The organism is Streptococcus sp. HMSC34B10 (genome assembly GCF_001839505.1).
In the GTDB taxonomy this organism is placed as follows: domain Bacteria; phylum Bacillota; class Bacilli; order Lactobacillales; family Streptococcaceae; genus Streptococcus; species Streptococcus peroris.
Genome location: NZ_KV841553.1, coordinates 92,968 through 117,596, shown reverse-complemented (window position 1 = coordinate 117,596; position 24,629 = coordinate 92,968). Strand labels below are relative to the sequence as shown.

Here is a 24,629-nt window from a genome sequence, read left to right as displayed (position 1 = left end):
TAATTAATCATTTTTTCACGATACTCCCATTTTATCATAAATAATCAAGAAATTCACGGATATTCTATAAAAACTAAAAAGAACTTGATACTGTAAATCAAGTTCTATCATTTTTTCTGATAGGAGGTGTCGTTCCAAGTCTTAAGTGTAAATTTTTCAAAGTCGTTGGTTTCTAAAATTGTTAAGCTCGCGTTATCTAATCCTCCATTTTTTCGAAGAAGAGCTTCATTATAACCTAAAAGTGTCCGAAGACTAGCAGTAAGGTTAGCTCCATGACCAACCAGTAAGAGTTGTTCAGTCTTAGAATCCTTTAAAGATTTGATAAATTGAGTAGTGCGTTGAGTTGTGCTGTAGAGTGATTCAGCTTCAAACATGGTGGTATCAAACTTGGCCAAGTTAGTTTTGAAGGCCTGAATCTGCTGCGGATAGATTGCATTTAAAGTAGCAATTTTTAACCCTTCTAGTTTACCAAGATGCCATTCTCTGAGCTCTGGAACACTTTCCAAGGGACAAGGGTTTGTCAGTTGGCTTTGGATGATTTCAGCTGATTTTACAGCTCTTGGTAAATCACTCGAATAAATCTTATCAAATGAGATATCCTTAAGATATTGACCTAGTTCCTTTAATGTATCGATAGACTCAGGTAGAAGAGGTGAGTCTCCACCAGCGCCTTGAAAGCGACCCTCTAAATTCCAAACTGTTCGGCCATGACGGACAAAGTAAAGTTTCATGACTTGCTATCCTCCAAAATATCTGCAAAGTTGGCTTTAACAAAATCTGCTAAATCTTGTGGAGCTATGATGATGCTATGACCAACTTCTCCAGCAGAGACTATCATTTTTTCTAATTTCAATGATCTTTCATCAATATAAATAGGGAAGTTGTGTTTTTGACGGATACCGACAGGATTATTAGCTCCATGTATATAACCAGTTGTTTTTTCTAAATCCTTTTGAGGTATCATAGTCACTTTTTTATTGCCAGAAATCTTTGCTAATTTCTTTTCGGAAAGGTGCTCTGTTATGGGTACAATCCCAATAACTGGACCAGTTTTGTCACCAAATAGCGCTAAGGTTTTAAAGATATGTTTTCTATCATAATCCGAAGGAAGTTCTCCCTCTAAAGCGTTGATTTGAATACCTTGATGCTCAACACCTGCCTTAGCCAAAATTTGTTCGACTAGTGTCTTTTTAACTTTAACTTTTTTAGCCATTATTTATATTTATCCTCCAACTGACTCATCCAAATACCTAACCAAATGCCGAGAGCAAAGAAGAAAGCGATGATGACATAGGACACAAGTGATAAGCCACTGTAGCTGATACTTTCAGGATTACCAGCATTGGGAATCAAAATCAAAAGGGTACTTGAAAGAACAATTCCGATGATAAAGTGGTAGACACGGGAGTGATAGACACGGAGAGCATAGTCCATCAATTTTGAGAAAATAATTAGAGTAGCTCCAGCACCGATTGCAATTGGAAGAAAAGTTCCTATTAAATCAAAACTCTTAAAACCGGTCAACATTGGACTGTAAAGACCTAAAATCAAGAGTAGGTTTGAAGGGCTCAATCCCGGAACTAAAACACCTAGAGCAAGAAGAACGCCAGCTAAGATAAAACTTATGAAACTTGCATTAAGTGAACCAACAACAAAGTTTAAAGCGTAAAGTCCAATCCCAGAAACGATAAAAGTTGCCCAAAACCAGATTAGATCAATCTTATCTCTATCGGAATCCTGTGTAGCTTCCCTCACAAGACTTGGAACTGTACCAATAATGGCACCCGCAAAACTCCATAAGACATAAACCTGATAATGCTCAAGGAGATACTCAATGGGGTATGAAAATAGACCAATTCCAAGTAACATGCCGATAGCAACTGGTAAGAAATAAAATACATCTTCTTTGAAATTTTTAAAGGGATGGGCGAGAAATCGAATCATTCGCTCGTAAATACCCAAGATAGCTGCTAGAACACCACCTGAGATACCTGGTAAAATAAAGCCTAGCGCAATAACTATTCCTTTAATGATTTTTGAAATCCAAGATAACATAAACTCTCTCCGTCCTTTCTTTTAAATACAATACTCATTTAATTATAACACAAACTAAGAAAAATAAATAAGCAAGTGGAAGAAAATCCTGACTTGCTTAATGAATTTAAGGTTTTAAAAATAGTTTTCTAAATGTTTCCTCTTTATTTTTTGATAAGGAAATAATGTTTAAATCTAAGTGGTGATCAAAACCGACTAATTTTCCTTTTGAAGTGAATTGGTGAAGATCAAAGTCAAGATCTGTATTAGGAGAACTTTCAAAATAACCTGAATCAAGTCCATAAGAAGGAATCCAAACGGCAGAAAACTTATCAGTGCTAATGCTGTGTTCTTTCATGAAATACACACCAATATAAATGCCGATATTTTTAGCACCTAGTGATGCAAGTTTCGCGCGGAAAGCTTCAACCCCTTTGTTCATATCTGACATGGTTTTTTCTTCAACATCTAACCAATAGTAGGTAGGGTTGTAAGGTGAAGCTGAATTATAAAATGACTCAGCAGCCTTTTCCATTTCCTCAACATTTTTTCCAGAAACATATGCATATACAGCAACGGGAACATTTCTTTTTTGGAACTCTGAAATATGACTTTTATAAGCTTTATCTGTTCCATTTGTATACGATGCATCATTCTCAGTAGTAATCTGATTTCCACTGTGAACTCGAACAATCGCGCCAGAGATGTTTTGAGATAAAACATCATAGTTGATTTCTGATGGCCGTTGCCAACCGGATATATCTATGACAGGCTTATCCAAATTATGTAGAGCCTGTGTTTCTATTTGTAATGGATTTTGTTTAGTTTTTATAGGGTGTTCTTCAAACCGAGGTCGATTGAGAAATAGGATCCCTATAAAGATAGCAAATATAGTAACTATAAAAGCTGGACGAATTTTTTTTCTCATACCTCTATAGTTTATCGTAAATAATGAAAAAAATCAAAATATTTACTTTAAATTGAGTATTGACAGCAATTAGAGTGGTGCTGACTTCACCAAATTCGTGTATCGTAAACTAAATTATGGTATAATGAAAACGAATATCTATTAGAAAAGAGACAGATATGGCAAATTATGCAATTATTTTAGCAGCGGGTAAAGGTACTCGTATGAAGTCTGATCTTCCAAAAGTCATGCACAAAGTTGCAGGAATTTCAATGTTGGAACATGTCTTTCGTAGTGTTGGAGCTATTACTCCTGAGAAAACAGTAACAGTAGTCGGCCATAAGGCTGAGCTGGTCGAACAAGTTTTAGATGGACAGACTGACTTTGTAAGACAATCCGAGCAATTGGGTACTGGTCATGCAGTTATGATGGCTGAGCCTATTTTAGAAGGTTTAGCTGGTCACACCTTGGTCATTGCAGGCGATACACCTTTAATTACAGGTGATAGTTTGAAAAACCTTATTGATTTTCATGTAAACCACAAAAATGTTGCGACCATATTAACTGCCGAAGCAGATAATCCATTTGGTTACGGACGTATTATCCGCAATGAAAATGCAGAAGTACTACGTATTGTTGAACAAAAAGATGCAACAGACTTTGAAAAACAAATTAAGGAAATTAATACAGGTACTTACGTCTTTGATAATGAACGTCTCTTTGAAGCGCTTAAGAATATCAATACCAATAATGCTCAAGGTGAGTACTATATCACGGATGTGATTGGTATTTTCCGTGAAGCCGGTGAAAAAGTCGGCGCATACACCCTCAAAGACTTTGATGAAAGCTTAGGGGTAAATGATCGTGTAGCTCTGGCTACGGCAGAAGGAATTATGCGTCGCCGTATTAATCGTGCTCATATGGTTAATGGTGTTAGTTTTGTCAATCCAGATGCAACATACATTGATGTTGATGTTGAAATAGCTCCTGAAGTGCAGATAGAAGCCAATGTTACCCTAAAAGGCCACACAAAAATCGGTGCTGAAACCATCTTAACCAATGGTACCTATATTGTGGACAGTGAGATTGGGGCAAGTGCTGTCATCACCAATTCCATGATTGAAGAGAGTACAGTAGCCGATGGCGTGACAGTAGGACCATACGCTCATATTCGTCCAGGTTCAAGCCTCGCTAAAGATGTTCATATTGGAAACTTTGTGGAAGTGAAGGGCTCAACCATTGGTGAAGCAACCAAGGCGGGACATTTGACCTATATCGGAAATTGTGAAGTTGGTAGCAAGGTTAATTTTGGTGCGGGAACCATTACTGTCAATTATGACGGTAAAGACAAATACAAAACCGTCATTGGCAATAATGTTTTTGTTGGTTCAAATTCTACCATTATTGCGCCACTAGAACTTGGTGATAATTGTCTTGTCGGTGCAGGTTCGACGATTACCAAGGATGTTCCCGCTGATGCGATTGCTATTGGTCGTGGACGTCAGGTAAATAAAGAAGAATACGCACTTAGACTACCTCACCATCCGAATAATCAATAGGAGTTTCTTATGGAATTTGAAGAAAAGACAATCAGTCGTAAAGAAATTTATAAAGGTCCTATTTTTCAATTAGTACAAGACCAAGTTGAGCTTCCTGAAGGTAAAGGAAGGGCTCAACGTGATTTAATTTTTCACAATGGTGCAGTCTGCGTGTTAGCTGTAACTGCAACAAACAAGATTGTTTTAGTCAAACAATATCGTAAGGCAATTGAAAAAGTTTCCTACGAAATTCCTGCTGGAAAACTAGAAATTGGTGAAAATGCTGACCCAGAAGCAGCTGCTCTCCGTGAACTTGAAGAAGAAACAGCCTATTCTGGGAAATTGAGACTACTCTACGATTTTTACTCAGCTATTGGTTTTTGCAATGAACGTTTGAGACTTTATATAGCTAGTAATCTAGAGAAAGTAGAAAATCCTCGTCCTCAAGATGAAGACGAAACCTTGGAGTTGCTTGAAGTGTCAATGGATGAGGCACTGTCTCTCATTCAGTCTGGTGATATTTGCGATGCCAAGACTATTATGGCCATTCAGTATTGGCAATTACAAGAAAGATAAAGGAGAATCTATGGGTAAGCCTTTATTAACAGATGAAATCATTGAACGTGCGAATCGTGGAGAAAAAATTTCGGGTCCTCCCTTGGTAGATGATGAGGAGACTAAGATTTTACCGACATCCTCTCAAGAGTTTGGCTATTCTCGCGTCCTAGATCATGGCTTTAGTCAAGATACACTAGCTATTGATGTTGAACCAAGCATTCATAAGAGTCGTCGTATTGAAAATACCAAGAGAAATGTCTTTAACTCTAAATTGAACAAGATTTTATTTATAGTTATCTTTCTCTTGATTCTGCTAGTTTTAGCTATGAGATTTATTTAAGGGGATATCATGAAAATTGGAATCATTGCAGCAATGCCAGAAGAACTTGTTTACTTGCTTCAACATTTGGAGGAATCCAAGGAGGAAAAAGTTCTAGACAATAGCTATCATACTGGAAAAATTGGTACCGTTGAGCTTGTGCTAGTAGAGAGCGGGATTGGGAAAGTCATGTCAGCTATGAGCGTGGCAGTTCTAGCGGACCATTTTCAAGTGGATGCAGTTATCAATACCGGTTCAGCTGGTGCTCTTGCAGAAGGTATTTCAGTAGGTGATGTGGTTATTGCAGAAAAACTCGCCTATCATGATGTGGATGTGACCGCCTTTGGCTATGAATATGGTCAAATGGCACAACAACCGCTCTACTTTGAATCAGACAAACAGTTTGTCAAATTGATTCAAGAAAGTCTATCGAAGTTAAATCAGAATTGGCATTTGGGCTTAATCGCAACAGGTGATAGTTTTATCGCTGGTGAAGGTAAAATTGCAGAAATTAAAAGTCACTTTCCTCAAGTTCTGGCTGTAGAAATGGAAGGAGCGGCTATCGCTCAAGCAGCCCACGCCTTGAACCTACCATTCTTGGTTGTTCGTGCAATGAGTGATAATGCCAATCACGAAGCTTCTATTTCCTTTGATGAATTTATCGTAGAAGCTGGACGTCGCTCAGCGAAAGCACTTTTGACTCTCCTAGAGTCTATTCATGATTAAAATAAGAAGAACACTGCTTGGTGTTCTTTTTTTAGTAAAAAACAAGCTTGTCTCAGTTAAAGTTATTTTTCGTCTTTTTTGTTATAATAGAAACATTGATTTGAAGAATAGGAAGAGAAAATGAACCCTTTATTAAACGGTATGAACGATCGTCAAGCAGAGGCGGTCCAAACGACAGAAGGTCCCTTGTTAATCATGGCAGGAGCTGGATCTGGGAAAACACGGGTTTTGACCCACCGTATTGCCTACTTGATCGATGAAAAGATGGTTAATCCCTGGAATATTTTAGCCATTACCTTTACCAATAAGGCTGCTCGTGAAATGAAAGAACGTGCCTATGGTTTAAATCCAGCTACTCAGGATTCTTTGATTGCGACCTTTCACTCTATGTGCGTTCGAATCTTACGTCGTGATGCAGACCATATTGGCTACAATCGTAACTTTACCATTATCGATCCAGGTGAACAGCGAACGCTAATGAAACGTATTTTGAAAGAGTTAAATCTAGATCCTAAAAAATGGAATGAACGCTCTATTTTAGGAACTATTTCTAATGCTAAGAATGACCTGATTGATGATGTGGCTTATGCTTCTCAATCAGGAGACTTGTATACAAATATTGTTGCTAAGTGTTATACGGCCTATCAGAAAGAACTTCGTCAGTCAGAATCTGTTGACTTTGATGACTTGATTATGTTGACCTTGCGCCTTTTTGATCAAAATCCTGATGTCTTGACTTATTACCAGCAGAAGTTTCAGTACATTCATGTTGATGAGTATCAAGATACCAACCATGCTCAGTATCAACTGGTCAAACTGTTAGCTTCTCGTTTCAAAAATATCTGTGTAGTTGGGGATGCAGACCAGTCTATCTATGGTTGGCGTGGGGCTGATATGCAGAATATCCTTGATTATGAAAAGGATTATCCAGATGCTAAGGTTGTATTGCTTGAAGAAAATTACCGTTCAACCAAAACTATTCTTCAAGCGGCCAACGATGTCATCAAAAACAATAAAAATCGCCGTCCTAAGAATCTCTGGACTCAAAATGCGGATGGGGAGCAAATTGTCTATTACCGTGCCAATGATGAACAGGATGAAGCCGTCTTTGTAGCTAAAACCATTGATGAACTTGGTCGCGCTCATAACTTCCTTCACAAGGACTTTGCAGTTCTTTACCGTACTAATGCCCAGTCACGTACTATTGAGGAGGCTCTGCTCAAGTCTAACATTCCTTATACTATGGTCGGTGGAACCAAGTTCTACAGCCGTAAGGAAATTCGTGATATCATTGCTTACCTTAATCTTATCGCAAATTTAAGTGACAACATCAGTCTTGAGCGTATTATCAATGAACCCAAGCGTGGTATTGGACCTGGAACTGTTGAAAAGATTCGTGACTTTGCCAATATGCAAGAAATGTCTATGCTGGATGCTTCTGCCAATATCATGTTATCCGGCATCAAAGGAAAAGTGGCTCAGTCTATTTGGGACTTTGCCAATATGATTCTGGATTTGAGGGAGCAATTAGACCAATTAAAAATTACAGAGTTGGTTGAGGCTGTCCTTGAAAAGACTGGTTACGTTGATATTCTAAATGCACAAGCAACATTGGAGAGTAAGGCACGGGTTGAAAATATCGAGGAATTCTTATCGGTTACCAAAAACTTCGATGACAACCCTGAAAGCCAAGAAGGGGAAACAGGACTAGATAAACTTAGTCGTTTCTTGAATGATCTTGCTTTGATTGCAGATACTGACTCTGGTAGTCAGGAGACGTCAGAAGTAACCTTGATGACCTTACACGCTGCCAAAGGACTTGAGTTCCCAGTTGTCTTTATTATTGGGATGGAAGAAAATGTCTTTCCACTTAGTCGTGCAGCAGAAGACATGGATGAATTGGAAGAGGAACGCCGTCTAGCCTATGTCGGTATCACGCGCGCCGAGAAAATTCTCTATCTAACCAACGCCAACTCTCGCTTGCTTTTCGGGCGTACAAGTTACAATCGTCCGACCCGTTTTATCAACGAGATTAGTTCAGATTTGTTGACCTATCAAGGTTTGGCTCGTCCAGCTAATACAAGTTTTAAAGCTTCTTACACAAGTGGAAACACTACATTTGGGCAAGGAATGAGTCTGGCACAGGCTCTTCAAGAACGAAAACGGAATACTGCGCCTACATCTATCCAATCAAGTGGTTTACCATTTGGACAATTTGCATCTACTAGTAAATCGTCTTCCAGTGAAACCAACTGGTCTATCGGTGATATTGCCCTTCATAAAAAATGGGGTCAAGGGACTGTCCTTGAAGTATCAGGTAGTGGAGCTACCCAGGAATTAAAAATCAACTTCCCAGAAGTCGGTCTCAAAAAACTTTTGGCCAGTGTTGCCCCGATTGAGAAAAAATCTTAAGGCAAAAATGAAGACAAAATATTGTTATACAGATAAAGGAGAATAAATGTCTGAAAAACAAATGAAAATTGTGGGTTGGATTGCAACTTTTATGTCCATTATGATGTATGTTTCTTATATTCCACAAATTTTAGATAATCTAGCAGGTCATAAGGGGAATTTTATCCAACCAGCAGTTGCAGCTCTAAACTGTTGCCTCTGGTGTTACTATGGTTTCTTTAAGGAAAAGAGAGATATTCCTATTGTTGCAGCAAATATCCCTGGGATAATTTTAGGAATTATAACTGCATTGACCTCTATATTCTAAAAATAAAAAGCAATTAGCAGAGTTATCTGTTAGTTGCTTTTTTATATTTACAAAATATATTTCTCAATAGCACGTGCAACTCCGTCTTCTTCATTGCTGGCAGTTACAGCATCTGCGAGAGATTTGACGTGGTCGCTGGCATTTCCCATAGCGATCCCCAGCCCAGCAAACTCTAACATCTCAATGTCGTTATTGGCATCACCCATGGCCATGATTTCAGAAGTTTGGATATCCAAAATCTCAGCCAAACGAGAAAGAGCAGAAGCTTTGGTCGTGCCAAGTGGCATTGCCTCATAGATAAAAGGTTGAGAACGAACACCGCTAAATCTCTGACAAAGTTCATCAGCAAATCGTTGTTCAAAGTCATCTGTCTGTTCTTTTGTCCCTAAAAACATTCCCTGGAACATACGATATTTACCACTGGTAGCCTCCTCAAGTGAGATTTCAGTCAGGTCAGCAAAGACAAGTGTGGCATCATATTGAACGATAGGATTTGGTTTGCCTCCAAGAACGAAGTAGTGGTCCTCATCAAAGAGAGTCAACTGGACTTCACTCTTTTCAGCAAGGTCATTCAGGTATTCGATATCGGATTTGCTAAGTTCCCGCCAGTCAACAAGGCTCCAGTCGCTTGTTTGATGAGTAGAACAACCATTGTTGACGATGACGTATTCATTTTGCAAATCAAGACTGAGTTTCTTGTAGTAGGGAAGAACTCCAAAGAGAGGGCGGCCAGTACAGAGAACCAGTTTGACGCCTTTGTCGATAGCTTTATGAATAGCATCAATATGAGCTAGAGGGATTTCTTTGACTTCGTTGAGAAGAGTACCATCCATATCTAGGGCAAGTAATTTAATCATAGTATTTCCTTTTCTCGTGTTTTGCCTATATTATAGCATATTTTGAGAATCAGAGACAGAATCTTCTGTTAAATCATGGTATAATAAAAGGGAATGAAAAAACAAACGAGGCAGCGATGAAACTACTTTATACCGATATTCGGACTTCTTTGACAGAAATCCTGACCAAGGAGGCTCAGGGACTGGTTGCCCAAGGTAAACGAGTCTTTTACATAGCCCCTAACTCACTTTCTTTTGAAAAGGAACGTGCCGTGCTGGAATGTTTAAGCCAGCAGGCTTCTTTTGCGATTACAGTCACACGCTTCGCTCAAATGGCACGTTATCTTGTTTTAAATGATATTCCTGAGAGGTCAAATCTTGATGATATCGGACTTGGTATGGCTTTCTATAAGTGTCTGTCCGAGATTAATCCTAAGGATTTACGTGTTTACGGGGCTATTAAACAAGATTCGCAATTCATCCAGCAACTGATTGAGATTTATCATGAAATTTCAACTGCAAAGATGAGTTTTTTGGACTTGGAAAGTTTGACAGATGCTGATAAACGTTCTGATTTGCTCTTGATTTTTGAAAAGATAACAGCGTATTTAAATCAAGGTCAAGTTTCACAGGGGAGTCCATTATCCTATCTGATTGATGCTATCGAAAAAAACAATGTAAGTAGTGATTTTAGTAAGATTGCCCTAGTCATTGATGGTTTTACCCGTTTTTCTGCAGAAGAGGAACATCTAGTGGATTTGCTTCATCGTAAGGGTGTTGAGATTATTATAGGCGTATATGCGACTAAGAAAGCCTATAATAGCTCTTTTAGTGAAGGGAACCTCTATCAAGCCAGTGTTGAGTTTTTGCGTCATTTATCCTCTAAATATCAGACCAAGGCAGGAGATGCATGTCAAGAACATAAAAACCTTGATGCTTTTGCCAAAGCCTCAAAATTACTGGAAAGTGCTTATGATTATTCTGAAATTAGCTTAGAAGTGGATGCTAAGGATAGAGAAGATTTGCAAATCTGGTCTTGTCTGACACATAAAGAAGAGCTGGAGCTAGTTGCTCGCAGCATTCGCCAAAAATTGCACCAAGAGTCAGAACTTAGCTATAAGAATTTTCGTATCTTACTTGGAGACGTAGAGTCTTATAAACTGTCCTTGCAAACCATCTTTAATCAATATCAAATTCCTTTTTATCTAGGTAAGAGTGAGTCCATGGCTCATCATCCTTTGACTCAATTTGTAGAATCCATCGGACGTCTCAAACGGTACTATTTCCGTCAAGAAGATTTGATTAATCTCCTACGAACTGGATTGTATACCGATCTTAGCCAAGAGGAAATCGATAGTTTTGAACAATATCTCCGCTATCTAGGCATTGATGGTCTTTCTAGTTTTAAACAAGAATTTACAAAAAACCATCGTGAAAAATTTGACTTAGTCAAATTAAATGAGCTTCGTGTTCGTGTACTAAGTCCTCTAGAAACTTTATTATCCAGCCGTAAACAAAATGCTGAAAATATCCTTGCAAAATGGAATAACTTTTTGAAGGATTCCTTTGTGACTAAGAAACTGCAAAACTTATCTGAAACGATGGAAGTGGCAGATCAAGAAAGACAAGAAGAGGTCTGGAAAGCCTTTTGCCACGTAATGGAACAATTTGCGACCGTATTTGAGGGGACTCAGGTTGCTTTAGATGATTTCTTAGCTCTCCTTCATTCAGGGATGTCATTGTCAAATTACCGTACAATTCCAGCAACAGTGGATACTGTCCTGGTGCAAAGTTATGATTTGATTGCACCTTTAACATCAGATCTCATCTATGCAATTGGTTTGACTCAAGAACACTTGCCAAAAATCGCTCAAAATACAAGTTTATTGAGTGACGAAGAAAGAGAGGTCTTAAACCAAACGACTCAAGATGGTTCGCAATTACTGATTGCTAGTCATGAAAATCTTAAGAAGAATCGCTATACCATGCTTTCTTTGGTAAATTCTGCCAAGAAGCAATTAGTCTTATCAGCGCCAAGTTTACTCAATGAAAATGAGAGCAAAGAGTCAGTTTATCTGAAAGAATTACAGGATTTTGGTTTTACCAAGATTGAAAAGAGAATCGATCGAAGAAACCTATCAAAGGATGATATTGGTTCTTATCACAGTCTTTTGTCTAGTCTTGTTGCTTATCACCAGCAAGGTGAGATGGAGGCAAGTGACCAAGACTTAACCTTTATCAAGGTTTTAGCTCGTGTTATGGGGAGAAAATTAGAAGATCAAGGTCTTGATAATCCAGTACTACCAACAAGTCCAAAGAGTAAGACCTTAGCTACTGAAACTTTGGAAGTCTTGTATCCTAAAAATCAAGATTTTTATCTATCAACTTCGGGATTGACAGAGTTTTATCGAAACGAATATAGTTATTTCCTTCGTTATGTCTTAGGATTGCAGGAAGAATTACGTTTGCGACCTGATGCTCGAAGCCATGGGAATTTCTTGCATCGCATCTTTGAACGAGCTATGAAACTTCCTGCTGATACATCTTTTGACCGACGTTTAGAACAAGCCATTTCTGAAACTAGTCAGGAACGAGAGTTTCAAGCTATTTATCAAGAAAGTTTAGAAGCTCAATTCACCAAGGAAGTCCTCTTGGATGTTGCACGCGCTACAGGACACATTTTGCGTCACAATTCTGAAATTGAAACTATTCAAGAAGAGGCAGTCTTTGGTGGCAAGGAACAAGCTTTTGTACAGTTAGATAATGGCAGAAATGTCTATGTCCGTGGTAAAGTGGACCGTATCGATCGCTTAAAGAGCAGTGAAGCTATTGGTGTTGTAGATTACAAATCTTCTGTGACTCAGTTTAACTTCCCTCTCTTTTATAACGGCCTGAACTCGCAATTACCGACCTACCTAGCAGCGCTTAAAAAAGAAGGAAATTCAGACTTCTTCGGTGCTATGTATTTAGAGATGGCTGAGCCAGTCCAGTCCTTACAAAAGTTTAAAACTCTTTCAAAGGCTTTAGCGGAAACTTCTAAGAGTATGAAATACCAAGGCCTATTTCTTGAAAAAGAAATGAAAAACCTTGGTGAATTCTATAATAAAAACAAGACCTATCAGTTGTCTGATCAGGAATTCCAGTTACTGCTGGACTATAACGCCCTTATTTATAAGAAAGCAGCAGAGAAGATTTTATCTGGTAGATTTGCTATCAATCCTTACACAGAAGATGGCAGAAGTATTGCTCCTTATGTCCAACAATATCAAGCCATTACAGGATTTGAAGCCAATTACCATTTAGGGCAAGCTCGTTTCTTAGAAAAGATTGAGTCGGAAGATGGTAAACAACCAAGAGGCGAGAAAGTTAAGCATGCGTGGATGAATAAAATTAGAGAGGAGTTGGAGCGATGAAATTTTTAACCCAAGAAGAGATTGCAGCCTTGCAAATAGCAGAAGCTCAGTCTAATAAGAAAACTAAGAGAACCCCTGAACAGATTCAAGCTATCTACAGTTCTGGTCAAAACATTCTGGTCTCAGCATCAGCTGGCTCAGGGAAAACCTTTGTTATGGCTGAACGAATCCTTGACCAACTTGCGCGTGGTGTTGAGATTCGCCAACTCTTTATTTCAACCTTTACCGTTAAGGCAGCAACCGAGTTAAAAGAACGCTTGGAAAAGAAAATCAGCCAACAAATCCAAGAGACACAAGATTTGGAGCTAAAAAAGCATCTTGGAAGACAATTAGCTGATTTACCAAACGCTGCTATCGGAACTATGGACTCTTTTACTCAGAAGTTCCTGGCTAAACATGGTTATTTGATTGACCTCGCCCCAAACTTCCGCATTCTTGAGAATGAAAGTGAGCAACTTATCTTGAAAAACGAAGTCTTTCGACAAGTTTTCGAAAAGCACTACCAAAGTAAGGAACAAGAACAGTTTAGTCAGCTGGTCAAGAACTTTGCAGGTAAGAGCAAGGATGCACGTGGATTGCGAAAACAGGTCTATGCGGTTTATGAGTTCTTACAGTCCACTAGTAATCCTCAGTCTTGGCTAGAAGAATCGTTCTTAAAGGGCTTCGAAAAGGCTGATTTTACAGTTGCTAAAGAAAAACTTGCAGAAGCTATAAAGGAAAATCTCTGGGACATAGAAAACTTTTTCCGTCATCATTTGGATAATGAAGCTAAGGAATTCGGTAAAGCAGCTTACTTAGAGTCTGTTCAACAAGTACTTGATGAAATCGGTTCTTTAACTCACGAATCTACTTTTGAACAATACCAAGAAGCTTTAGAAGGAGTTGTAAATATTTCTAAAGCTAAGGGTGGTAAAGCTCTTACAAATTTAAGTAAAAAGGCTGAACTCCAAGCTCTAAAAGAAGCTTATAATCAAGAGAGAAAAGCGAAATTTGAAAGGCTGATTGCACTAAATGACCAAATCACTTTAATAAAATTCCAAGAAGATTATCATCAAGAGTCTTGGGACTTGGCAAAGACTTTCCAAGTCTTTATGAGTGATTTTGTTGAAGCTTATCGACAACGGAAGCGTGAAGAGAATGCCTTTGAATTTGCGGACATTAGTCACTATACCATTGAGATTCTGGAAAACTTCCCTCAGGTACGTCAAGAGTATCAGGAACGTTTCCACGAAGTCATGGTCGATGAGTACCAAGATACCAACCATATCCAGGAAAGAATGTTGGAACTCCTCTCGAACGGCAATAACCGTTTTATGGTGGGAGATATTAAGCAGTCCATTTATCGTTTTAGACAGGCCGACCCACAGATTTTCAATGAAAAATTTCATAGATTTGATAAAAATAATGAAGAAGGTCAGCTAATTCTCCTCAAAGAAAACTTCCGGAGCAGTTCAGAAGTACTAAATGCTACCAATGACGTCTTTAAGCATCTCATGGATGAGGAAGTTGGAGAGATATCTTATGACGGTATGCATCAACTTATTTTTGGAAACACTGATCTTCAAGCAAATCCTGAAAACAAGGCAGAAGTTCTATTATATGATAAGGATGATGAGGGAGATTCTGATGAGGAGGAACTTGCAACCAAGAAACTGACTGGTGAAATGCGAATGGTCATTAAGGAGATTTTACACCTTCATAATGATAAGGGTGTACCTTTCAAGGACATTGCTCTCTTGACTGCTGCTAGAAGTCGAAATAATCAAGTTCTGCTTGCTCTATCCGAGTATGGTATTCCGGTTAAGACCGACGATGCAGAAAAAAGTTATTTGCAATCTTTAGAAGTGCAGGTGATGTTGGATACTCTTCGTGTCATCCATAATCCTCTTCAAGATTTCGCTTTAGTTGCTTTAATGAAGTCTCCAATGTTTAGCTTTGATGAGGATGAATTAGCTCGTCTATCTCTTCAAAATTCTGAGGATAAGGTTCAAGAAAACTTTTATGAGAAACTAGTCAATGCTCAAGCGAAAACTAGTCTTCATAAGGATTTAATTAAGTCTGAACTTCATAAAAAATTAGAATGTTTCATGGAAACCGTCCATTCATGGCGTTTGTATTCCAAAACGCATTCACTTTATGATCTCATTTGGAAAATTTATAGTGACCGCTTTTACTATGACTATGTTGGTGCTTTGCCAAATGGTCAATCTAGACAGGCTAACCTCTACGCCTTAGCTTTACGAGCTGACCAGTTTGAAAAGAGTAATTTTAAAGGCTTATCACGTTTCATAACTATGATTGACCAGGTTTTGGAAGCTAAGCACGATCTTGCTAGTGTTGCTGTAGCACCACCTAAGGAGGCTGTAGAGCTTATGAGTATTCATAAAAGTAAGGGACTTGAGTTTCCTTATGTCTTTATCCTCAACATTGATCAGCAATTCAACAAGCAAGATTCCATGTCTGAGGTTATCCTAAGTCGTAAAAATGGCCTTGGTCTCAAGTATGTTGCTAGAGTTGCTACAGAAGCGAAAGAAGATTATGTTCCATCTACCATTAAGCTTTCCATTCCTAGCTTGACATATACCCAAAACGAAGAAGAGCTCCAATTAGCAAGTTATTCTGAGTTAATCCGTTTACTTTATGTAGCCATGACTCGTGCTGAGAAAAAAATCTATCTAGTTGGAAAGGGAACAAGAGAAAAGTTGGAGTCTAAAGAATACCCGACAAATGGGCAAGGTCTCCTAACCCGTCAAACCAGGTTAGATGCTCAAAATTTCCAGGACTGGATTTGGGCGATTTATCAAACCTTTTCTAAAGAGGATTTGCATTTTAGTGTGCGCTTTGAAGGTGAAGATGACCTAACCAAAGAAGCTATTGGAGAATTGGAAAATAAAAGTCACCTCCAAGACCTTTCTCAGGCAGATAACCGTCAGTCTGATACCATTAAGGAAGCTTTAGAAATGCTGAAAGAAGTGGAAGTGTACAATGAAATCCACAGAGCTGCGATTAATCTTCCGAGTGTTCAGACCCCAAGCCAGATTAAGAAGTTTTATGAACCAGTCATGGATATGGAAGGTGTAGTAGTAGCTGGTCAATCTAAACCAAAAGAAACTATTATTCAGTTTGAACTTCCAGACTTCTCCAAGACAGAAAAAGTCACTGGAGCTGAGATTGGTAGTGCCACCCATGAACTCATGCAACGAATCAATCTCTCTAAGAAACCTACTTTGGAAACCTTGACAGAAGCCTTGGAGCAAGTTCAGGCAACTTCAGTTGTTAAAGATAAAGTTAATCTAGACAAAATCTTATCCTTCTTTGATACAGCTCTTGGTCAAGAGATTCTTGCAAACCAAGATAAACTTTATCGAGAACAACCCTTCTCTATGTTAAAACGGGATGCTAAGAGTCAGGAAGACTTTGTTGTCCGTGGAATTTTAGATGGTTATCTAGTTTATAAGGATAAAATTGTTCTCTTTGACTATAAGACCGACAGATACGAGATTGCAAGTCAACTTGTTGAACGCTATCGTGGCCAATTAGAGTTATACGCCGAAGCCTTATCCCGTTCTTATGAGATAGATAAGATTGAAAAATATCTGATTTTACTTGGTAAAGATGCTGTAGAAGTAGTAGAAGTTAACTAATCTTATAAAACTATTGCCTTATTGGCGGTAGTTTTTATTTATGTTCAGTTGTGGTATACTAGTTTCAGAAAAGGATGAAACAGAATCTATGTCAAAAGAAATCGATATCGAATATTATCACCAATTAGCATTGCAAAAGCAAAAGGAACACCGTAAGTTCTTAGGAAATTTGAAGAAAAAAGCACCAAAAAATTTAGATAAAATTGCTCTTGAGATTCACCAAGAGGTTTTTGAAGAGATTGATTGTACAGCCTGTGCTAATTGTTGTAAAACCCTTGGTCCTGACTTTAAAGAAGCTGATATCACAAGGATTGCCAAATATTTTAAGATGAAACTTCCTGCCTTTGAAGCTGAATTTTTACAAGTCGATGAAGATGGTGATAAGGTTTTTAAATCTATGCCTTGTCCTTTCTTAGGTGGCGATAACCTCTGCTCCATTTACGAGGTCCGACCCAAAGCCTGTAGAGAATTCCCACATACTGATCGTAAGAAAATTTATCAAATCAACAATCTCACAATCAAAAATACCTTAACTTGTCCAGCTGCCTATCTCTTTGTTGAAAGATTAAGAGAGAAAATTGATAGATAACTATTATTTATTTTCGTAGATGGTTTGTAAATAAAAGAGTTATGTAAAAGTTGGTAACAAAATTGATTTTAGTTTATACAAGAATCAAAACTTTAGATAAAATATCTGTTTTAAACCAAACAAATACAGTATTTATTTTAGGAGATTTTATTAAATGAAAAAGTTAACGAAATTAGGTGTTGCATCCTTTTCTATTTTTGTGTTAAATGTTTACTCACAGACTATTGTGAAGGCTGATGAAAATGTAAATACAAGTACTCCTGTAGCACTAGCATCATCAGCAGTTCAAGCAAACTCATCTAGTAGTAGTACCTCGTCAGTGAACGCACAACAGGATGGAAATTCTATAGTTGCTAGTAATGTTACTCCTACTACTGAGGAGGCGACGTCTACTAGCAATACTGCAAATACTTCAGTTTCTGAAAATGGTAGTGAAAGTGGTACAAGAGCAGTTACTCAAAAAAATGGAAACATCATTGATGAAGGTGGTTATGTTAATGTGGAAGGACAACCAGCATTTTCAAGTGAAGACGGTAAAAATGTAACTTACTCATATACAGTTGCTTACCAAGCAATGCATTCGAGTGACCATGGGCAGTCAGTAAGTGATCTTGCAATCCGAATTCCAAATTTACCAAATGCAAAAGTAGATTTTACATTGGTAGGAACGAGGGATGCCAAAGAAAGTCCTATCTCTGTAAATGTTCCAATGAAATTAATCAATTTTGACGATGAGAATAGGCTATTTCCCACTGTGATTCCGAGAGACGAGGAACTGGAAGCAGGGAAAATACCTTTTATCGTAGGATTTAAGGGTTATGGTGCCTATGGTGGAGTTGACGAATCAAAAATCACTTCTTATTCCATTTTTACAGTTTTTTCTAAAACTCAAGCAGTTCGGGTAAATGTCACTCTCCCTTTAGAAGAAGCAAAGAAAATTAAATACTTACCTATTGACACTCGCATGGATTGGAAATCTAGTCAAGAAGGTGGTGGTTCCTACGAAGAAGGCTCTCAAAACCTCCAAGACTATAAGAATCACCAAGTAGGTGTTAATAATGAAAACGGAGAATTCTCATATGGTGGTTTAGAAAATCCTTCCTTAATAGACGATAGTTATGTACAAAACGGTCATTTGATTAAGTCAGTCTCAAACCCTAGTACTTATATCACACCGAATAATGGTGATTGGACCAGGATACCACATGATATCAATATCAATCCAGAAACTTTCTTCAATTATGTAAAAACATTTAATTTAAAATATAATCCAGTTGTTTCTTATTATGCTTCAGAGTTTGAAGATATGGCTGACCAAGATGTATCTGCGTTTTATCAAGGAAATGTTCTTGTTGATTATGTTATCAAAGATTCTAGTCAATCGATAAAATCTACTTATACAGATACTCCTCTAACATCTATTTATGGAATGGATGGAGCTCTTAAAACATATGATATTTCAAAAAATAATAAGGAACGTCCAGAGTTTATTATTTTTAATGGTCAAACATATCATCTAGTTGGTGTTTCAACAACATCTGCACCTGAACACGGTTTGATGAAAGAAGGAACAACTCAAGTTGTTTATGAATATGTGAAGGAAGAACCTAGCACAGTAACTCCAGCCCCAACGTTTATCCCACCAGTTATTCCAGCTCAAAAACCAGTTCAATCAAGTCAAAAGGAAGATATAAAAGTAAATTCGATTGAAGAACAATCTTCCAATCATAAAGAAATTTCAAAACCTCAACTGGATCAGGATTTAGCGAATCAATCAGAAGTGTCTCCAGAACAAGGACAATTACCTAATACAGGGAATTCAAACACTCCATTCTTTAGTTTCTTAGGATCTTTAGTGGGTATTTTTGGATTTTCTCTTCTTAAAAAAAGAAAAAGTGAAAAATAATGTTTAAATGCTAACGAATATTGATGTAGTCATCCCAGATGGGATGGCTTTTTTACGAAAAAATAATTTTCTCTATTTCTTTTTTGTATATTTATAATTAATTTTAAAATTTCTTTTGAAATCTCATATCAAAGAAATCAAATAATAAGCTTAAAGTTTCTTAAACTTTTTCTTAAAGAAAACTGATATAAGGTATCTTTAAGCGATGTTCTGTATAGTTATACTATCACTAAGAAAGGAGTGCCGGTATGAACTATATAGTAATTCCAGCTTATCAACCTGATAATAAACTGATCACACTCATCGAAAAAATTCACGAAAAGAGTGATTTTCGTATTCTAGTTATCGACGACGGTAGTTCATCAAAGTGTCAAAATATCTTTGATAAAGCAGAACAATATGCTACGGTGCTCCGTCACCAAGTGAATCGAGGTAAAGGGCAAGCACTTAAAACAGCCTTTTCTTATATCCGAGAGCAAAACATTTATGGAACTGTCGTAACAGCAGATGCGGATGGGCAACACAAAATCTGGGATATTTTCCGTGCGGCTAACAAAGCTTCTGAAAATCCTAACAAGCTAATCTTGGGTGTGCGTGCATTCACAGGTAAAGTTCCCCTTCGTAGCCGTTTCGGAAATAGCTTAACAAAAGAACTTTTTAAGATTCAAACTGGGATAGAAGTAGCAGATACTCAGACAGGACTTCGATCCTTTACAACAAATCTTATTCCTTTTATGCTAGAAATCGAAGGACAACGTTATGAATATGAAATGAATATGCTACTTGAAGCTACTAAAGAATATCAAATTTTAGAAGTTCCCATTGAAACTGTCTATATTAATGATAATGAGGCTTCACACTTCCGTCCTATTCAAGATGGGCTTATGATTTATAAAAATATTTTCAAATTTGCCTTATCATCTCTCAGTAGCTTTGTTGTAGACTATGTCGTTTACGCCCTAGCAATCTTGTTTTTACCAACAGTGCCAACAAATTTCCGGATTTTCCTATCTAACGGACTAGCTCGTGTGACAAGCTCCGTTTTTAACTACTCTACAAATAAGAAACTTGTCTTTAAAAATGAAGATAGTCTTGCTAAGACAGGAATGGAATACTTTGGTCTAGCAGTCGGACTCTTTGTTTTAGATACTCTGCTTATTCGTCTATTCTTTACTGTATTTGGAATTAGTCTCCTAATTTCTAAGATTATCGTAGGAATTCTTCTCTTTGCAGTTTCATGGTTGGTACAGAAGAAATTTATTTTTAAGGAAAGGGCTGAAATCGTATGATGAAATTTCTGAAAAAATACTATGCTTACGCCTCAGTTTTTGGCCTATTACTAACAGGTTCTTTTACTTATTCCATGTTGAAGACTTTTGTTCTTGCTGAGACTATTTCGACAGTAGCAACAACTAGCACTAGTCCAAATACTGCGACGGCAAATCAAGCAGCAAAAACAGCAACAGTAACAGACTCAAGTTATAAGGATGATAATATCTCCATCAATTTGTCTGAATCGACAGTTAATAGTACGCAAGTCTACGTTGCAGATGTTACAGTAAGCTCATCATATTATCTAAAAACAGCCTTCGCTCAAAATGCGTTTGGGACCAACGTAACTGCAAAAACTTCTGAAACAGCTAAAAACAACAATGCTATTTTAGCGGTTAACGGAGATTACTACGGTGCAAACTCAACTGGTTATGTTATCCGTAATGGTGTCGTCTATCGTGATACTGTACGAGAAGATTCAAGCAATGGTGATTTAGCTATCTATAAAGATGGTAGCTTCAAGATTATCTACGAAGATCAAATTTCAGCTGACCAACTAGTTAAAGATGGTGTTGTCAATCTCTTAGCTTTTGGACCAGCCTTGGTTGAAAATGGTGAGATTGCAGTAGGAACAAATGAAGAAGTTGGCCAAGCTATGGCTTCGAATCCTCGTACTGCTATTGGAATTATTGATGCAAACCACTATATTATCGTAGTTTCTGACGGACGGACATCTGAAAGCAAAGGCCTATCCCTGTACCAAATGGCTGAAGTCATGAAATCATACGGTGTAAAAACCGCCTATAACCTTGATGGTGGTGGATCATCTACGCTTTACTTTAACAGTCAGGTTATCAATAAACCAACGACTGGAGGAAATAAAATTTCAGAAAGGGCGGTGAGTGATATTGTATACATCGGTTATTAATCCTAACAAAAAACGTTTTAAAAAAACTGTCATCTCTTATACACTAATTACGATTTTCTTCTTTGCTTTTTCCAGAATTTATGAAGCATTTAGTTTTGGAGAGACATCAGTTCATATGCATTACTTGTTCGCCGTACCTTTGGTAGGTGGGATAATACTAGCAATCTTGCTCAAAGCCTTTGCGTATTTTTCAAGATTAAGCCTTAATTTATGGAATTCGGCAGTAGCTATTATTACAACAGGGACACTATTCCGAGGAATTGTCAATTTATCCGGCCGTTCTACAACTTTGAATCAGCCTTACTGGTATGTGGGAATAGGATTTACGATACTCGCTATTCTTTCCATTTTCCTAAGACCGTCAACAAGAAGTTAACTTAGTTTAAATTAGCAACATGGTATAAAAAGTAGTCATTCAGTCTCTGTTTGACTACTTTTTTGAACTTTTATTTCTGAAATGTTTTAAAAATATTACATCTTTCTTTCTTCTTGAGATAGTGCTTTTATATTTAAAATTATATTGTATAATATAAAAGATAAATACCTATTTAGACATAATTTAGGGAAAAATTAAATAAAAGTTTAGGATTTGAAAGGAATTGGTCATGAAAAAAATATTGCTGGCAAGTACAATTGCTCTCTCTATGGCTGGGATAGCAAAATCACCGGCATTTGCTGAGGAAAACAAGGCTACAAATAGAACTCAAACTTCAGAACAAACTGTATCTAATAGCGTTGGAAAAGAAGAACAAAAGCAATCAAGCAGTCGCGATAAAGATCCTAACCAAAGTGCTAACGAAGGTTTAAATAAAACAGAAAAAGAATCTTCTCAAGACGGATCAAAGAAAGAGTCGTCTGAGAACAAAGAAAAAGCTTCAACTAAAGCAAATGTTGAAGAAGTTAACAAAGAAGGTTGGCAAAAAGAAAACGACCAATGGCGCTATTATGAAAATAACAAGGCAATCACAAATTGGAAAAAAATAGCTGGCCACTGGTACTATTTTAACAAGAACGGTGTGATGTTCAGTGATACTATCTATGATGGCTACCTCTTAAATAAAAGTGGAGCTGTGGTTGAGGATTCATGGTTAAAGATTGGTGAGAAGTGGTATTATGCTTCTGATTCCGGAAAAATGATCCGCAATCAATGGGAAAGAATTAACGGTTCCTGGTATTATTTCGACGATACTGGTGCTATGTTAAGTAAAGCCATTCATAATGACTACCTGCTTCAAAGTAGCGGTGCTATGCATGAAAAAGGATGGGTTAAAATGGATGAGAAGTGGTATTATGCTTCTGATTCTGGGAAAATTATTCGTAATAAATGGGAAAAGATTAACGGTTCCTGGTATCGTTTTGATGAAAATGGGAGCATGTTAAATGAGACTATTTATAATGACTACCTTCTTAAAACTAGCGGGGCCATGGCTGAGAAGGATTGGGCTAAAATAAACGAGAAATGGTATTATGCTTCTGATTCTGGGAAAGTCACCCGTAATAAATGGGAAAAAATCAACGGCTCTTGGTATGTATTTGACAAAGATGGGGTCATGTTGAGTAGTCAATGGAAGGATAAATACTACTTAAAAGATAGTGGCGCCATGGCTCAAAGCGAATGGTTCTTTGATAAAAAGTATAATAGTTGGTTCTATTTGAAATCTGATGGCTCTTATGCTGAAAATCAGTGGCAAGGCTCCTATTATCTTAAATCATATGGATACATGGCTAAGAATGAATGGATTTTCGATCCGCACTATAATGCTTGGTATTACCTCAAAGAAGATGGGGTTTATGTAACAGGTACCTATACCATTAACGGAAAAGAATATTCTTTCCTAAGTAATGGAAAATGGATTTCCGATTCATCAGCCTACTATAAAGTAAAACCAATAACAGCCAATGTATATAATGCTTCTGGTGAAAAACTCAGTTATATTTCTCAAGGAAGTATAGTATCAATTGACGGATCCGAAGAAATCGATGGTCGCCTACCAGTTAAAATTTCAGGTCTTTCAGGTTATATGAACAAAAGTGATTTAGTTGCCGTCAGCTCTGATAGCGACTTTATTCCTCATTATGTGACAGATGGTAAATATCTCTATCACGAGTTGTCACCATCTACAAGTATTCGTGTTGCTCCGTATAATTCATCAATGGAAATCGGTAAAAAATATTATTCAGCTGATGGTATTAACTTTGAAGACTTTACACTTGAAAATCCTTTTCTATTTAGAGACTTAAGAAAACCCACTAATTATTCAGCTGAGGAATTAGATAAAGTATATTCGTTAATGAATATTCAAGGAAGTCGTCTAGCTGGTAAGGGTGCTATTTTTAAAGAAGCAGAAGATCTCTATCAGATAAATGCACTCTACCTAATGGCTCATAGTGCTCTAGAAAGTGCATGGGGACGTAGTCAGATAGCCAAGGATAAAAATAATTTCTTTGGTATTGCTGCCTATGATACAACCCCATATGATTCAGCAAAGAGTTTCGACGATGTCGATAAGGGAATTTTAGGGGCAGCTAAGTGGATTCGAGATAATTATATTGGCTATGGAAGAACCTATCTTGGGAATAAATCATCTGGTATGAACGTTCTTTACGCTTCAGATCCATACTGGGGTGAAAAGATAGCAAGTATTATGATGACTATCAACAGTAAACTTGGTGAAAAAGACTAAAGTACTTTAAAATCGATAACTTTTTATAGTTATCGATTTTTTTAATTAGAAATGTTAAAAGAATAGCTTTAAAAAAGGATTTACTCTCTTAAAGTAAATCCTTTTTATACATTATTTTGCTTTAATCTTTTTTTGATTTATGTAAAATCACTAATAGTACAATTGAAGCAATTAAAATCACAAAACCAATAATTGTAACCAAAGTTCCTTTACCTTCACCAGTATCTGGAAGTCCTGGTTTATCATCCGTTGTTGTATTTTCAGTTGATGATGGAGGAGTTGTAACTTCAGTTGTAATTGTTGTAGTAGTAGGTGCTTCTGTAGGAGCTTCCGTTGTCGTTGTAGTTGTTGCAGGAGCTTCCGTTGTCGTTGTAGTAGTCGGTGCTTCTGTAGTAGTAGACGTTGTTGTTGTGGTTGTAGTAGGAGCTTCTGTTGTAGTTGTGGTTGTCGTAGGCGCTTCTGTCGTTGTTGTAGTTGAAGTAGTTGTAGACTCTTCAGTTGTTGTTGTAGTTGAAGTAGTCTTAGGCTCTTCAGTTGTTGTTGTAGTTGAAGTAGT

At 37.4% G+C, this 24,629-nt stretch carries 20 protein-coding genes; 14 read left to right on the top strand and 6 right to left on the bottom strand.

Going from position 1 to position 24,629, the window contains the following annotated elements:
• Positions 1–107: 107 nt before the first annotated feature.
• The 4 genes from HMPREF3237_RS04875 to HMPREF3237_RS04860 form a co-directional block, all read right to left on the bottom strand.
• Positions 108–731, bottom strand: coding sequence for a histidine phosphatase family protein (locus tag HMPREF3237_RS04875; protein WP_070889027.1), 624 nt, complete (start codon positions 729–731; stop codon positions 108–110).
• Positions 728–1,213: an aminoacyl-tRNA deacylase gene (locus HMPREF3237_RS04870; protein ID WP_006145591.1), complete on the bottom strand. Its 486-nt coding sequence runs from the start codon at positions 1,211–1,213 to the stop codon at positions 728–730. Before HMPREF3237_RS04870 ends, HMPREF3237_RS04875 begins: the two co-directional genes overlap by 4 nt.
• Positions 1,213–2,055, bottom strand: coding sequence for a DUF368 domain-containing protein (locus HMPREF3237_RS04865; protein WP_006145590.1), 843 nt, complete (start codon positions 2,053–2,055; stop codon positions 1,213–1,215). The genes HMPREF3237_RS04870 and HMPREF3237_RS04865 overlap by 1 nt, the downstream gene beginning before the upstream one ends.
• Before the next feature lie 106 nt (positions 2,056–2,161).
• Positions 2,162–2,962, bottom strand: coding sequence for a glycoside hydrolase family 25 protein (locus HMPREF3237_RS04860; RefSeq protein WP_006145589.1), 801 nt, complete (start codon positions 2,960–2,962; stop codon positions 2,162–2,164).
• A 158-nt stretch (positions 2,963–3,120) separates the two neighbouring features.
• Here HMPREF3237_RS04860 and glmU point away from each other — a divergent pair, with 158 nt between their 5' ends.
• From glmU to HMPREF3237_RS04830, 6 genes are all read left to right on the top strand, one after another.
• Positions 3,121–4,500 (top strand): bifunctional UDP-N-acetylglucosamine diphosphorylase/glucosamine-1-phosphate N-acetyltransferase GlmU, encoded by a 1,380-nt coding sequence (glmU, locus tag HMPREF3237_RS04855; RefSeq protein WP_006145588.1) that lies wholly within the window; start codon positions 3,121–3,123, stop codon positions 4,498–4,500.
• Between the two features lie 9 nt (positions 4,501–4,509).
• Entirely contained in the window at positions 4,510–5,055 is a 546-nt protein-coding gene (locus tag HMPREF3237_RS04850) for an NUDIX hydrolase (protein WP_070889026.1), read from the top strand.
• Positions 5,056–5,065: 10 nt separating this feature from the next.
• A complete protein-coding gene (gene macP, locus HMPREF3237_RS04845; protein WP_070889025.1) occupies positions 5,066–5,377 on the top strand; it encodes a cell wall synthase accessory phosphoprotein MacP in 312 nt (103 codons plus the stop codon).
• A 9-nt stretch (positions 5,378–5,386) separates the two neighbouring features.
• Positions 5,387–6,082, top strand: coding sequence for a 5'-methylthioadenosine/adenosylhomocysteine nucleosidase (locus HMPREF3237_RS04840; protein WP_070889024.1), 696 nt, complete (start codon positions 5,387–5,389; stop codon positions 6,080–6,082).
• Positions 6,083–6,202: 120 nt separating this feature from the next.
• Entirely contained in the window at positions 6,203–8,494 is a 2,292-nt protein-coding gene (gene pcrA, locus HMPREF3237_RS04835) for a DNA helicase PcrA (RefSeq protein ID WP_070889023.1), read from the top strand.
• A gap of 46 nt (positions 8,495–8,540) precedes the next feature.
• The gene (locus HMPREF3237_RS04830) at positions 8,541–8,801 is read left to right on the top strand and encodes a SemiSWEET family transporter (protein ID WP_006145583.1); all 261 of its coding nucleotides are present in this window, start codon (positions 8,541–8,543) and stop codon (positions 8,799–8,801) included.
• Between the two features lie 47 nt (positions 8,802–8,848).
• Here the strand turns inward: HMPREF3237_RS04830 and HMPREF3237_RS04825 are convergent, their stop codons facing one another.
• Positions 8,849–9,658 carry a Cof-type HAD-IIB family hydrolase gene (locus HMPREF3237_RS04825; RefSeq protein ID WP_070889022.1) on the bottom strand — a complete coding sequence of 270 codons (810 nt, stop codon included), beginning with the start codon at positions 9,656–9,658 and terminating at the stop codon, positions 8,849–8,851.
• Positions 9,659–9,774: 116 nt separating this feature from the next.
• Here HMPREF3237_RS04825 and rexB point away from each other — a divergent pair, with 116 nt between their 5' ends.
• The 8 genes from rexB (at position 9,775) to HMPREF3237_RS04790 (ending at position 24,073) form a co-directional block, all read left to right on the top strand.
• Positions 9,775–13,050: an ATP-dependent nuclease subunit B gene (gene rexB, locus HMPREF3237_RS04820; RefSeq protein ID WP_070889021.1), complete on the top strand. Its 3,276-nt coding sequence runs from the start codon at positions 9,775–9,777 to the stop codon at positions 13,048–13,050.
• Positions 13,047–16,694, top strand: coding sequence for a helicase-exonuclease AddAB subunit AddA (addA, locus tag HMPREF3237_RS04815; protein ID WP_070889020.1), 3,648 nt, complete (start codon positions 13,047–13,049; stop codon positions 16,692–16,694). The genes rexB and addA overlap by 4 nt, the downstream gene beginning before the upstream one ends.
• A gap of 88 nt (positions 16,695–16,782) precedes the next feature.
• Positions 16,783–17,283: a YkgJ family cysteine cluster protein gene (locus HMPREF3237_RS04810; protein ID WP_070889019.1), complete on the top strand. Its 501-nt coding sequence runs from the start codon at positions 16,783–16,785 to the stop codon at positions 17,281–17,283.
• Positions 17,284–17,437: 154 nt separating this feature from the next.
• Positions 17,438–19,189 (top strand): LPXTG cell wall anchor domain-containing protein, encoded by a 1,752-nt coding sequence (locus HMPREF3237_RS04805; RefSeq protein WP_070889018.1) that lies wholly within the window; start codon positions 17,438–17,440, stop codon positions 19,187–19,189.
• A 248-nt stretch (positions 19,190–19,437) separates the two neighbouring features.
• A complete protein-coding gene (locus HMPREF3237_RS04800; protein WP_070889017.1) occupies positions 19,438–20,478 on the top strand; it encodes a bifunctional glycosyltransferase family 2/GtrA family protein in 1,041 nt (346 codons plus the stop codon).
• Positions 20,478–21,389: a phosphodiester glycosidase family protein gene (locus HMPREF3237_RS04795; RefSeq protein WP_070889066.1), complete on the top strand. Its 912-nt coding sequence runs from the start codon at positions 20,478–20,480 to the stop codon at positions 21,387–21,389. The genes HMPREF3237_RS04800 and HMPREF3237_RS04795 overlap by 1 nt, the downstream gene beginning before the upstream one ends.
• On the top strand, positions 21,364–21,765 hold the full coding sequence (locus tag HMPREF3237_RS09095; RefSeq protein WP_083327675.1) for a hypothetical protein: 402 nt from the start codon (positions 21,364–21,366) through the stop codon (positions 21,763–21,765). Before HMPREF3237_RS04795 ends, HMPREF3237_RS09095 begins: the two co-directional genes overlap by 26 nt.
• A gap of 229 nt (positions 21,766–21,994) precedes the next feature.
• Positions 21,995–24,073: a glucosaminidase domain-containing protein gene (locus HMPREF3237_RS04790; RefSeq protein WP_070889016.1), complete on the top strand. Its 2,079-nt coding sequence runs from the start codon at positions 21,995–21,997 to the stop codon at positions 24,071–24,073.
• 121 nt (positions 24,074–24,194) lie between these two features.
• Here the strand turns inward: HMPREF3237_RS04790 and HMPREF3237_RS09090 are convergent.
• The coding region (locus tag HMPREF3237_RS09090) for an LPXTG cell wall anchor domain-containing protein (protein WP_257365051.1) at positions 24,195–24,629 on the bottom strand (435 nt) is incomplete at its 5' end.

What these genes read in the sequence shown, in the direction of transcription:
- HMPREF3237_RS04875 (WP_070889027.1), bottom strand. Translation starts at nt 731, where the DNA reads ATGAAACTTTACTTTGTCCGTCATGGCCGAACAGTTTGGAATTTAGAG.
- HMPREF3237_RS04870 (WP_006145591.1), bottom strand. Translation starts at nt 1,213, where the DNA reads ATGGCTAAAAAAGTTAAAGTTAAAAAGACACTAGTCGAACAAATTTTG.
- HMPREF3237_RS04865 (WP_006145590.1), bottom strand. Translation starts at nt 2,055, where the DNA reads ATGTTATCTTGGATTTCAAAAATCATTAAAGGAATAGTTATTGCGCTA.
- HMPREF3237_RS04860 (WP_006145589.1), bottom strand. Translation starts at nt 2,962, where the DNA reads ATGAGAAAAAAAATTCGTCCAGCTTTTATAGTTACTATATTTGCTATC.
- glmU (WP_006145588.1), top strand. Translation starts at nt 3,121, where the DNA reads ATGGCAAATTATGCAATTATTTTAGCAGCGGGTAAAGGTACTCGTATG.
- HMPREF3237_RS04850 (WP_070889026.1), top strand. Translation starts at nt 4,510, where the DNA reads ATGGAATTTGAAGAAAAGACAATCAGTCGTAAAGAAATTTATAAAGGT.
- macP (WP_070889025.1), top strand. Translation starts at nt 5,066, where the DNA reads ATGGGTAAGCCTTTATTAACAGATGAAATCATTGAACGTGCGAATCGT.
- HMPREF3237_RS04840 (WP_070889024.1), top strand. Translation starts at nt 5,387, where the DNA reads ATGAAAATTGGAATCATTGCAGCAATGCCAGAAGAACTTGTTTACTTG.
- pcrA (WP_070889023.1), top strand. Translation starts at nt 6,203, where the DNA reads ATGAACCCTTTATTAAACGGTATGAACGATCGTCAAGCAGAGGCGGTC.
- HMPREF3237_RS04830 (WP_006145583.1), top strand. Translation starts at nt 8,541, where the DNA reads ATGTCTGAAAAACAAATGAAAATTGTGGGTTGGATTGCAACTTTTATG.
- HMPREF3237_RS04825 (WP_070889022.1), bottom strand. Translation starts at nt 9,658, where the DNA reads ATGATTAAATTACTTGCCCTAGATATGGATGGTACTCTTCTCAACGAA.
- rexB (WP_070889021.1), top strand. Translation starts at nt 9,775, where the DNA reads ATGAAACTACTTTATACCGATATTCGGACTTCTTTGACAGAAATCCTG.
- addA (WP_070889020.1), top strand. Translation starts at nt 13,047, where the DNA reads ATGAAATTTTTAACCCAAGAAGAGATTGCAGCCTTGCAAATAGCAGAA.
- HMPREF3237_RS04810 (WP_070889019.1), top strand. Translation starts at nt 16,783, where the DNA reads ATGTCAAAAGAAATCGATATCGAATATTATCACCAATTAGCATTGCAA.
- HMPREF3237_RS04805 (WP_070889018.1), top strand. Translation starts at nt 17,438, where the DNA reads ATGAAAAAGTTAACGAAATTAGGTGTTGCATCCTTTTCTATTTTTGTG.
- HMPREF3237_RS04800 (WP_070889017.1), top strand. Translation starts at nt 19,438, where the DNA reads ATGAACTATATAGTAATTCCAGCTTATCAACCTGATAATAAACTGATC.
- HMPREF3237_RS04795 (WP_070889066.1), top strand. Translation starts at nt 20,478, where the DNA reads ATGAAATTTCTGAAAAAATACTATGCTTACGCCTCAGTTTTTGGCCTA.
- HMPREF3237_RS04790 (WP_070889016.1), top strand. Translation starts at nt 21,995, where the DNA reads ATGAAAAAAATATTGCTGGCAAGTACAATTGCTCTCTCTATGGCTGGG.